Source organism: Phytobacter massiliensis JC163 (assembly GCF_000321045.1).
Taxonomy (GTDB): domain Bacteria; phylum Pseudomonadota; class Gammaproteobacteria; order Enterobacterales; family Enterobacteriaceae; genus Phytobacter_A; species Phytobacter_A massiliensis.
Genome location: NZ_HE578945.1, coordinates 252663 through 263598, shown reverse-complemented (window position 1 = coordinate 263598; position 10936 = coordinate 252663). Strand labels below are relative to the sequence as shown.

Here is a 10936-nt window from a genome sequence, read left to right as displayed (position 1 = left end):
CCTCCGTTTTCTGCGCGTGGCGGGTGTCGTACGGCGAGGGCCACTCCGCCGCCGTCAGCCGACCCGTGGCGTCGTAATGCCAGCGCCGCGCATGGTGGCCTTCAGCCGAGGCCAGTTCTCCGTCCGGGGTATAACGGTAAGCCTGCGTGAACAGCGTACGCGGATGGAACGCCTCGTCATGCACCTCTTTAAGCTGCTGCCCCGCCAGCCTGCCGCGGGCATCATACCCGTAACGGGTGGTCAGCAGGTTCCCCTGGTGGCGTTCATTTATTCTGCCCGTGTTGTCATAGCGCAGTGCCACCAGGGGCGCATCGTCCAGCGTGATGCCCCGGAGCTGCCCGTTGATATAACGGTATTCCACACGCTGGCCATCTGGCAGACGGTGCGAAGTCAGCTCGCCGGTCAGTTCATCGTAACCGTAGCGCTGGGTCGCCACCGGCGTGTGCTCGGCCGTCAGCTGCCCGGCGGAGTTATATTCCCATGCCAGCACGTTGCCCTGCGTGTCGCTGACTTTAATCAGCTGACCCCAGGCATCATAATGGAAATACTCTTCCTGGCCGTCCGGCAGGGTCTTTCTGGTTAGCTTTCCGGTGCTGTTACGTTCATAACGGGTGATGAACGGCGCTTCATCATGCCTGTTGCCGTATTCGCGTTTTTCACTCAGCCTGCCCGCTGCATCGTAATGGTATGTGGTTCTGACGTTGTCAAAACCCACTTCCTCGCTCAGCAGTCCGCCCGGCGTATAGCGCAGGCGGTAACGCTCCCCCTTCTGGTTGAAAATGTCGCTGACCTGCAGGTGGTCGTTGTCGTAGCGGTAGCGCAGGGTGCTGCCGTCCGGCAGGGTCTTCTTCGTCAGCAGGTGAAGCGGCGCGGCGTAGTCATATGTGGTGACTTTTCCGGCCTCGTCCTTAAACCAGGTGACTTTGCCGTAAGCGTTGTAGCGGTACTCCCGGGTGGCGCCGTCCGGGAAGGTGATGCAGGCCACGCGCCCCGCGTCATCATACCGGTAGCCGGTGACGTGGCCTTCGCCGTCGGTAACGCTGGTGACCCGCAGCAGGGCATCGTGGGCGTAGCGGCGGACCTGGCCGTCCGGGCGGCACTCTGCCAGCAGCTCGCCTTCACGCCCCCATTCCCGGGTGTGAACGGCGCCGTCCGGGTAACGCACCTCCGTACACTGGCCCCGTTCATTGTAGCGGTAGTGCGTTTCCTGCTGCAGCGGGTTAATGGCCAGGATTACGTCTCCCTGCGCATTATATTCATACCGCCATACACGCTGCCCTTCCTCCACCTGGACCACTCGCCCAAGCTGATGGCGGAACGTCACCGTTCTGCCATCCGGGTAAACAATTTCTGTCAGTTGGTCCGAATCATCATACTGGTAATGAGTAACGTGACCTGAGCCGTCTCGTTCAGCGATTTTTTTGCCGTGAGCGTTATAGCGATATTCAGTCGTTGAGCCATCCGCCGTGGTTTTACTAAGCAGCAACGAGGACGTTTTGTCATGATGGTATATTCTTTTGTACCATCCTGGTTAATCAGAGTCCCCAGCCCTTTCTCGCTATCCCACTGGTACCTGACGTCAAGTTGCCCGAAGTTCCCCCAGTGGCGGATACACCGCGCCTGCTTTCCTTCGCCGTCCCATTCCCACTGAAATACAGCACCGCCAGCCAGTTCACGACGGCAAATAACATGCTGTGCGTCATAGAGATAATGTTCGGTCTCTCCTGCCGTATTTTCGACTGAAACTAATTGCTCTTGCTGGTTATACCGATAGCGGGCCGGGGTGGAGACAGGAAGCCATTCCCCACATGATGTATCATACCGGGCGAGATCAACCTGCTGAATGCATCTTTCTTTCCAGGTAAAAAGCAGCGCCAGCCCCTGTTGCGTAGCCGGAACCAGACGTATTACCTGACCTTCTGTCGAGCGATGTAAGACCAGCGTATTACGGTATTTATCCTGAACGTATGCCAGCCGCGCTGTATCCCCGTCACGAATGAAGACATACTGCAACGGACTCCCTGCGGAGCCGGCAACATAGTGCCCTTCCTGGGTGAGGTACAGGACACTGCCTGCCAGCGGGTTTTCTACGTGGGGGGCCGCCTCCTCAGGAATGGGAAGTGTAACGACACGCCCCTCATGATCGTTCCAGTAGGCAAATTCGTTGTCGAAAGTAAGATGATGATTAAGAGAATGGGACCAACCATAGCCCAGGCCGCAGTTGTCGCCTACGCAAGCGGTACGATACAGTCTTGAGAAATTAAAGGGCAGCAGGCCGCTTAGTGCGACATCATCCAGTAACAGCAACTCCTCGCCGTTTACCATGGAGACTGGGTCGGCGGTGGTAGCGGTGTCATTAGCCGGACGGCCATTTACCGGAGGCGAATCAACGGCATTATCGGCTTTTTTGGTAAGGGTGGTAAATGTGTGGTGGGCCCGAGTCGACTGGCGAGCCTCAAGGACCCAGTGAGAACCCTCTGCGGACAAATGCGCCGATCTACCGAATCTGACCGGAATTCGCGTTCGGGTTAGCGTGGCCGCACTGAGTGAAAGCGTAGCCGCAACCAGTGGTGAGCGACATAATTTAAGCATCGACTCAAACGCTTTGCGCACATACGGCGAGGTGATTTTATTTAATGTGGAGGCTCCCTTAACAGCTGTGCCTGTCCCGGCAGTACAAATAGTAGTGACTGCCAGCGATAGAATTTCAAAAAGGATTTGTCCATTAATATTTTTACGTTCAACGGGCGGCAATAAGTCTATCCAGGCCAGAACAGCTCTGTAAAAAAGATATACCAGCGCATCGTCCTGAACCGCTGTACCTATTTTTTTCAGATTCTCCCAGGTACGTTCAATATCCTCTTTATCCATAGTCTGGAGTTTGTCATGGAGATTAACGCGCCGTGCAGGTAATCCTGCCTTCGTACCAGCAACATCATAAATATAATTCCATGTTACGCCGACAGGCGTAAGGGAAACGATATCGTCGGCAAGCTCATAGGTGCCTTTCAAAAGATTGAGTGCGCCATCAGAAATGCCTTGAATTACCGCATCATTCTCTGCGTCCACCTGCCCTTTCAGATCCAGTGCCAGGTAAGCCTTCCAGCTTGCCTGCATTTTTGGATCGTTCCACGTTGAATCCAGCCAGCCTTGTAGTTTGCTAATGAGTGGCTGGTAACTTTCCAGCCATTGTTCATAGTCATTTGGCGTAACGTCAGGGTTAACAATAAGAAAATATTCTTCGCAATCGTTAATTCCACCAAAAACAGCAGACTCACCTTTGTCATTAAATTTCCCGGCCAGAATCTCCTTACCCGCACCATTAATTAATGTAAAGGGCATCTCTTTAAAAGGGATAAAAGCATCATCGTTCTCAATGTTTTCGTCAAAACCGCCATAACCATAGCGAATACTGTACTGTTTGTTCAGCGGGCATTCCGTTGCCTCGAAACCGGGTTTTCGGGTGTTTTTGTTTTTGAATGCTTCTTCAATGAAGTTTTCCACTTGTACGGCCAGCAGCGCAACTGGAAAAACAGCATGGCGAAAAGAGTCTTTTGCAGCTTCAATCAACTGCTTTTTTATTGAGGTTTGATAGTCATCCAGACAGTGGATGAAATCATTCATTACCTGAGCATATAATTTGTCTTTATCCTGCTCAGTCATCTTTTTTCGGTTCGATATATGATAATAAGGGCTATAATACGCCCCGCCGTAGAGACCGCCAAATTCTGCCAGTTCTGATGAGCCTTGTTGATTATTTTCCGGTTGTTCCGTCACCTGAGAGAATCTCCCTATAAATTTACCTGCGGGTATATCGATGCTACTGTTATCATTGAGCCTGTTTTAAAGCAATTAAAACCTCTTCAATGATATCTTCTTTCCGCGAATTATTGTTTTTAACGATACGATGAACTTTAGCCGCTATCATTTCTTGATCAAAGCGGAAATAAATTTCTGGATATTCATCTTTCAGGAACTGCAGAATATTATGCACTATCGGTTGCTGATCTTTTTCTAGCATGGTATCTATCAACGCCTGAGGAACGTGCCACCATGGCGATTTTTTTACTTCGCTTTGAGCATGAATGTGGACAATAAAACTTTCAGAATTTACCCAATAGAAAGCAAACGGCGGCATAACCTCACGCCAATCATCCCCCATATAACGCAAATGCTCAGCAAACCACTTACCATCCCAGTAGCGGAAGAAAACTTCCTGACCACCTGGCACAATGACTTTCACCAACCCGCGTAAGTGGTCAACGATTTTTTCAAAATTATAAGGCGAACGCGCCAGCCATCCCCAATCTTTATGCTCAGTTTCTTCCACCCATTTTAAAAAGGGGCTGTGCTCGTCCAGCCGAACGATAACAGGCATAGTTTCCGTCCAGTCGGCATAGGGCGTAGCGCGATAGAGTCCGACAGGAGTATCATTACCATCATGAATGTAATATTCACGAAGAGGATTGGCATCACTTACTTTTGACAAGATAGCGTATAAAGGCATATTTGATGAAGCTGTAATATCCAGCCATTGCTTTTGAGAAAGTGCTGCGACAGGCGTCCTTCCAGACATAAGTTCAAACCTTATTTATTATTCAATCCATTGACAGTGCATATTCTTTAAAAGAAAACATTTTCCGAATAAATTCTAAATTACGCTGTGTATTATTATCAGCGAAAAAAGAAAACATGTTAATAGTTAAATTGTTTTTATGAGTAATCTATGACGACCGTCAATTTTCTTATGAATTTAGTTTCTGCAAGGCAGAACAATCATGGATGCAGGTTATATTTAAAATAAAAAGAAACAGATTATGAATATATTCATGAGAAATAATAGCAAAATCTTTTTCTGCGAATCATAAAAGAGCCCATTACGGGCTCTTTTATTTACTGCTGTTTCGCCTGCTGAAATAAATTATCCCACATCGCCAGCACCAGGGCCTGGTCACGGGGTGACAGTTCCCCGGCGTGGATGGCGTTTTGCAGGCTGGTGGTGACTTTCGCATGCAGCGCCTGCGGCGTATGGTCATCGCCGTTTTCCAGCTCCGCGACCGCCAGGGTAAGGTGGCCGCGCAGGTAGCCGCTGGCGAACAGTTCGTCGTCGCCTGCCGTCTCGACCATGTCGTCAATCAACGCCAGAATGCGCGATTCAAATTCTGCGATCATCTTCTTTCCTCAATTAAAATCTTCCGGCCAGGGGAAGTGTTCCGCCGTTAATTCCGGCGTGTGGTAATAATCTTGCAGCGCCCGGATAAAGCGCGCCGGACGTTCCGGGATACCCTTTTCAAGGTAGGCCATCACCTGAGCGTGGACGCGACGCTGAAATTTAATGCGATCCGGCTCAAAGTCACCTTCCAGATTGTCGCAGCTGACGTTAAAGGGAAAACCCGCCGCCACGCAAAATAGCCAGTCGAACGCCTGCGGTTTGATTTCAACATCCTCAAACTGACTCTGCGTTGCCGCATCACGGCCGTCAGGGCAGTACCAGTAGCCAAAATCCACCTGTTCACGACGCGCTTTTCCCGCAATGCACCAGTGGGAGATTTCATGCAGCGCGCTGGCATAAAAGCCGTGAGCGAAGACAATCCGGTTATAAGGCACCTCTGCATCTGCAGGAAGATAAATCGGTTCGTCGTCGCCTTTAATCAGACGGGTATTAAAATCCTCGGCAAAGCAGCCGTCAAAAAGAGTAATTAAATCCTGATAATTATGTGTCGTCATGCAATCACCCCCAGAAAATGGAGGATCTCCTGTCCGTGGCTGTCATAAAGTAATTTTGCGCTCATCACCGCCGAGACAATAACAATCATCGGGCGGATCAGTTTTTGCCCTTTACTGAGCACCAGCCGTGAGCCCATCCGCGCGCCCAGAAACTGGCCCGCCATCATCACAAAGCCGGTGGCCCAGATAACCTTGCCGCCAATAATAAACAGCAGCAGGCCGCCAATATTGGAGGTGGCGTTAAGTAATTTGGCGTGGGCGGTGGATTTTGCGAGGTTAAACCCTGCCAGCGTCACGAAGGCCAGCGCATAGAACGACCCGGCGCCCGGACCAAAAAAACCGTCGTAAAAGCCTACGCAGCCACCCGCTATTAGCGCGAACGGCAAGCCGTGCAGCCTGCGCTGCCGATCCTCTTCCCCAAGCCTCGGCATCAGCAAAAAATAGAGGCCGATGCAGATAACCAACGCGGGGAGGATCTGGCGCAGAATATCCGACTGCACATGCTGTACCAGCAGCGCGCCGGAAGTGGAGCCGATAAAGGTCATCAGAATATTGAGCTTCTGGTCGGCCAGACTCACCACTTTGCGGCGCAGAAAATAGAGCGTCGAGGAGACGGAGCCACCGCAGGCCTGCAGCTTGTTGGTCGCCAGCGCCTGGGCAGGGGACATCCCCGTCGCCAGCAATGCCGGAACGGTCAGCAGGCCGCCGCCGCCCGCCAGCGCGTCAATAAAGCCGGCCAGCGCGGCGACAAAAAAAAGCGCCGCCAGAAGTAGAGGCGACACCATAAATAACTCATGAAAAGCATCCATTAGAGTACGTGCTCGTCCAGAAGCGCCTGACAGGAGGCCGGCAGCGGCGGCGGCGTCTTTTTCTCAGGCGTGGTTGATGGTTTTGGCGGCTCGAACCAGCTTTGCAGTTCCGCTCCGCAGCCGTCGCCCGGCGGCGGTAAAGGCTGGTCTTCGCACTCCAGGCTGTCCGCCGGACAACGCAGACGCACGTGCATATGCGCGCGATGCTGGAACCACGGACGCACCTTACGCAGCCAGTCCCGGTCCGTTCCCGCATCAAGGCAAAGCTGCTGCTTGATGGCCGGGTTAACAAAGATACGCGTGACGTCGTTATCTTTAGCGGCAAGCTTAATCAGGCTGGTGATTTCCGGTTTCCACAGCGATGGCACTACCCGCTTGCCGTCGCGGGCGACTAAATCCAGCGCCTGCGGTTTTAACAGTTGCGCGGCGGTCCAGCGGGTTTTCGGCAGTTGCAGGAAAATGTCCACATCCAGCCCGCTCTGGTGGCTGGCATGTCCGCCGTTAAAACGACCGCCTGCCGGCATGCCCATGTCCCCTATCAGCAGGGTGCCCAGCCCCAGATTATGCACCTGGTTGCCGAGGCGCTGAATAAACAGCACCAGATCAGGGTGGCCGAAATAGCGCCGCTGGTCGGTACGCATGACCTGATAGGTATCCGACTGCAGGGGCAGTTCATGCGCCCCGATGATACAGCCGTTAGAGAAGGCGCCGATGGATTGCGGCGTGCCCGCCACCGGGTGGGTAATTTTCTGCCACGGCGTCGCCGCCTGACAGACAACGCTGGCGGCGAGCGCCAGCGCGGCGATTACACTTTTTTTCATCGTTTACCAGCGTGGAAGCGTGGGCGTCACATCGGCGTTTTGCGCGCGCTGACGCATAAAGTGATCCATCAGTACGATAGCCAGCATCGCTTCGGCGATGGGCACCGCGCGAATACCAACGCAGGGATCGTGGCGGCCTTTGGTTATCATCTCTACCTCTTCGCCGGAGCGGTTAACGGTGCGCCCCGGTACGGTGATGCTGGAGGTAGGCTTGAGCGCAATGTTGGCAATAATCTGCTGCCCGCTGCTGATGCCGCCCAGAATGCCGCCCGCGTGGTTGCTCTGGAAGCCCTGAGCGGTGATCTCGTCACGGTTTTCGCTGCCGCGCAGGTTCACCACGCCGAAGCCGTCACCGATCTCCACCCCTTTTACCGCGTTGATGCTCATCAGCGCATGAGCGATATCAGCATCGAGGCGGTCGAATACCGGCTCGCCCAGTCCGGCGGGTACGCCATCCGCTACTACGGTGACTTTCGCGCCAATGGAGTCGCCCTCTTTTTTCAGCCCGCGCATCAGTTCATCCAGCGCGTCGATTTTATCCGGATCCGGGCAAAAGAACGGGTTCTGCTCGACCTGCTCCCAGTCTTTAATGGCCAGCGGAATATCGCCCATCTGCGTCAGACAGCCGCGGATCACGATACCAAACTTCTCAGCGAGGAATTTTTTGGCGATCGCCCCCGCCGCTACGCGCATTGCGGTTTCACGGGCGGAAGAGCGGCCGCCGCCACGGTAGTCGCGCAGGCCGTATTTCTGTTCGTAGGTATAATCAGCATGCCCCGGACGGAACAGATCTTTAATGGCGCCATAATCCTGGGAACGCTGATCGGTGTTTTCGATCAGCAGTCCGATGCTGGTGCCGGTCGTGACACCCTCAAAAACGCCGGAGAGAATTTTCACCTGGTCGGGTTCACGCCGCTGGGTGGTGTAGCGTGATGTGCCGGGGCGACGCCTGTCGAGATCGTGCTGGAGGTCGGCCTCGGTCAGCGCAATGCCCGGCGGAACGCCATCGACGATACAGCCCAGCGCAATGCCGTGCGATTCGCCAAAGGTGGTCACGCGAAAGAGTTGTCCAATTGTGTTTCCTGCCATCACGGCTCCATTGTCGTTGTTGTGTTGCTGTTTTTAGTCTTTATAGATACTGAAATGCTCGCGGGCGGCCAGCAGCTGCGCTTTAGTCAACATAAAGACGCCGTCGCCGCCGTTGTCGAACTCAAGCCAGGTAAACGGCACGTTCGGATACTGCTCCATCAGATGTACCATGCTGTTGCCCACTTCACAAATCAGCACGCCCTGGTCGCTGAGGTAATCCGGCGCGCAGGCAAGAATACGGCGCGTCAGCTTCAGGCCGTCGGAGCCGGACGCCAGCCCCAGTTCCGGCTCATGGCGGTACTCGGTGGGCAGGTCGGACATGTCCTCTTCATCGACATACGGCGGGTTGGTGACAATCAGATCGTATTGTACTTTCGGCAGGTCGCGGAACAGATCGGAACGGATCGGCGTCACGTGGTGAATCAGGCCGTGCTCTTCAATGTTATGTTCAGCCACAGCCAGCGCCTCGGGGGAGACGTCTACCGCGTCCACTTCCGCTTCGGGGAAGGCATAGGCGCAGGCAATGGCGATACAGCCGCTGCCGGTGCACATATCGAGAATGTGCTGCGGCGGCGCGTCAACCAGCCCAGAGAAATGGTTGTTAATGAGTTCGCCAATGGGTGAACGGGGCACCAGCACGCGCTCGTCAACGTAAAATTCGTGGCCGCAGAACCAGGCTTTGTTGGTCAGGTAGGCGACGGGGATGCGCTCGTTAACACGGCGAATCACCCGCTCAACGATGCGGTGTTTTTCGCTGGAGGTCAGACGCGCGGTGCGCATATCTTCCGGGATGTCTAACGGCAGATAAAGCGAAGGCAGAACCAGCTGTACCGCCTCGTCCCAGGGGTTATCGGTGCCGTGACCGTACCAGATATTGGCCGCGCTGAATCGGCTAACCGACCAGCGGAGCATGTCCTGAATGGTGTGCAGTTCGTTCACTGCTTCATCTACAAAAATTTTATCCATCTTGTCCTCCAGAACATGCCTGCATCAAATTCGGCGGCTAGTTTGCCATGAAGACGGCGATAAATCAGCATTGTCGCGTCGCGTCGCCGCCTAAAAGTGCATTTTGCCTGAACAGCGGCGCTGAGTCGGGTACACTGGAAGAAATAAAAGATGAGAAGCGCAAATGAAAAAGAAAGCATCGCTTAGCGAGGAGGAGCAGGCGCTGTTCCGGCAGCTGATGACCGGCACCCGGCAGATGAAACAGGATACGGTGGTCCACCGCCCGCTGCGTAAAAAAGTGAGCGAGGTGCCGGTAAAGCGGTTATTACAGGAGCAGGCGGATAACAGCCACTATTTTTCCGACGAGTTCCAGCCGTTGCTCAATACCGACGGCCCGGTGAAGTACGTGCGTGATGACGTCAGCCATTTCGAACTGAAAAAGCTCCGCCGCGGCGATTACTCCCCCGAACTGTTTCTTGATCTGCACGGCTTAACGCAGTTGCAGGCCAAGCAGGAGCTGGGGGCGCTGATTGCCGCCTGTCGGCGCGAACACGTATTTTGCGCCTGCGTTATGCACGGGCACGGCAAACATATTCTTAAGCAGCAGACGCCGCTGTGGCTGGCCCAGCATCCGCACGTGATGGCGTTTCACCAGGCGCCGAAGGAGTACGGCGGCGACGCAGCGGTGCTGGTACTCATTGAGGTAGAAGAGTGGCAGCCGCCGGAGCTTCCCTGACGCCAGCGCAATAAAAAAGCCCCGTCAGGGGCTTGAGACTGATGACAAAACCAACAGGAATTTATGGAACGGGGTAGCCCGGGTAAGTGTCAGCGCACCCGGGACTCCCGGATGCGGCGAAACGCCTTATCCGGGCTACCGTCATTGTGCCGCTCTTTCGTCACTGCCGGGTTTGTCAGCAACCTCAGCGGTCAGATCCCCGGATAAGGCGACGCCGCATCCGGGAAAATCCAGCGACAACCAGACAGGCCGGGATCAGATGGCTTTTGCCATTTTCAGATTGCAGGGGCTCATTTGCCAGTTAAACACCCCTTTCCCCTGTTCATCCAGGGTAACGCTGGCAATGGCCGACGTGGTAAACATCGGCGGCGTTTCGCCCGGGCAGAGTTCAGCCACCAGATAGCCAACCAGCGGCAGGTGGGAGATCACCAGCACGGAAGCGACACCTTCGTTTGCCAGCGCCTGTAAATAAGCGCTGACCAGGCCGACATCGCCGCAGGGGGTCAGTTCGGGCAGGACATCCACGTTATCCGGCAGGTTAATACAGCCGCCCACCTCGCTCAACGTCTGCTCAGCACGCAGAAACGGGCTAACCAGGATACGTTCGACATCCACTTTTTGGCTTTTCAGCCAGGTTGCCATCTGACGGGATTCATCACACCCGCAAGGGGTTAACGGACGAACCGAGTCGCTGGCTGCATCGAGGGCGGCATCGCCGTGACGCATGATAAAAACTTGCATATTGCACCGCTTTTGTTAACCAGAAGCATCGATTTCCCTGCCGGTGGCAGGGAAGTTCAATGGCCGGG

General features: G+C 54.4%; 10 protein-coding genes and 2 pseudogenes. 1 reads left to right on the top strand and 11 read right to left on the bottom strand.

Going from position 1 to position 10936, the window contains the following annotated elements; all coding sequences use genetic code 11:
- The 10 genes and pseudogenes from ENTHG_RS23680 to prmB form a co-directional block, all read right to left on the bottom strand.
- Window positions 1-985 (bottom strand): annotated as a pseudogene (locus ENTHG_RS23680) (hypothetical protein); the annotation flags it as partial.
- A 216-nt stretch (window positions 986-1201) separates the two neighbouring features.
- Window positions 1202-1429: pseudogene (locus tag ENTHG_RS26515) on the bottom strand (hypothetical protein); the annotation flags it as partial.
- Window positions 1354-2325, bottom strand: coding sequence for a DUF6531 domain-containing protein (locus ENTHG_RS26510; RefSeq protein WP_489884332.1), 972 nt, complete (start codon window positions 2323-2325; stop codon window positions 1354-1356). The gene ENTHG_RS26510 and the pseudogene ENTHG_RS26515, both read right to left, overlap by 76 nt.
- 1504 nt (window positions 2326-3829) lie before the next feature.
- A complete protein-coding gene (locus tag ENTHG_RS01505; RefSeq protein ID WP_081653571.1) occupies window positions 3830-4576 on the bottom strand; it encodes a DUF4123 domain-containing protein in 747 nt (248 codons plus the stop codon).
- Between the two features lie 317 nt (window positions 4577-4893).
- The gene (locus tag ENTHG_RS01500; RefSeq protein WP_044172716.1) at window positions 4894-5172 is read right to left on the bottom strand and encodes a YfcL family protein; all 279 of its coding nucleotides are present in this window, start codon (window positions 5170-5172) and stop codon (window positions 4894-4896) included.
- A 9-nt stretch (window positions 5173-5181) separates the two neighbouring features.
- On the bottom strand, window positions 5182-5727 hold the full coding sequence (locus ENTHG_RS01495) for an elongation factor P hydroxylase (RefSeq protein ID WP_044172713.1): 546 nt from the start codon (window positions 5725-5727) through the stop codon (window positions 5182-5184).
- On the bottom strand, window positions 5724-6536 hold the full coding sequence (locus ENTHG_RS01490) for a sulfite exporter TauE/SafE family protein (RefSeq protein ID WP_044172710.1): 813 nt from the start codon (window positions 6534-6536) through the stop codon (window positions 5724-5726). The genes ENTHG_RS01495 and ENTHG_RS01490 overlap by 4 nt, the downstream gene beginning before the upstream one ends.
- Window positions 6536-7357, bottom strand: a complete 822-nt coding sequence (gene mepA, locus ENTHG_RS01485) for a penicillin-insensitive murein endopeptidase (RefSeq protein ID WP_044172707.1) — start codon at window positions 7355-7357, stop codon at window positions 6536-6538. The genes ENTHG_RS01490 and mepA overlap by 1 nt, the downstream gene beginning before the upstream one ends.
- A gap of 3 nt (window positions 7358-7360) precedes the next feature.
- Window positions 7361-8446, bottom strand: coding sequence for a chorismate synthase (aroC, locus tag ENTHG_RS01480; protein ID WP_044172704.1), 1086 nt, complete (start codon window positions 8444-8446; stop codon window positions 7361-7363).
- A gap of 33 nt (window positions 8447-8479) precedes the next feature.
- The gene (prmB, locus tag ENTHG_RS01475) at window positions 8480-9412 is read right to left on the bottom strand and encodes a 50S ribosomal protein L3 N(5)-glutamine methyltransferase (protein ID WP_044172701.1); all 933 of its coding nucleotides are present in this window, start codon (window positions 9410-9412) and stop codon (window positions 8480-8482) included.
- A 163-nt stretch (window positions 9413-9575) separates the two neighbouring features.
- Here prmB and smrB point away from each other — a divergent pair, with 163 nt between their 5' ends.
- Window positions 9576-10127: an endonuclease SmrB gene (gene smrB, locus ENTHG_RS01470; RefSeq protein WP_044172698.1), complete on the top strand. Its 552-nt coding sequence runs from the start codon at window positions 9576-9578 to the stop codon at window positions 10125-10127.
- A gap of 255 nt (window positions 10128-10382) precedes the next feature.
- On the opposite strand, the gene sixA is transcribed toward smrB, so the two are convergent.
- Entirely contained in the window at window positions 10383-10868 is a 486-nt protein-coding gene (gene sixA, locus ENTHG_RS01465; RefSeq protein ID WP_044172695.1) for a phosphohistidine phosphatase SixA, read from the bottom strand.
- Between the last annotated feature and the right edge of the window lie 68 nt (window positions 10869-10936).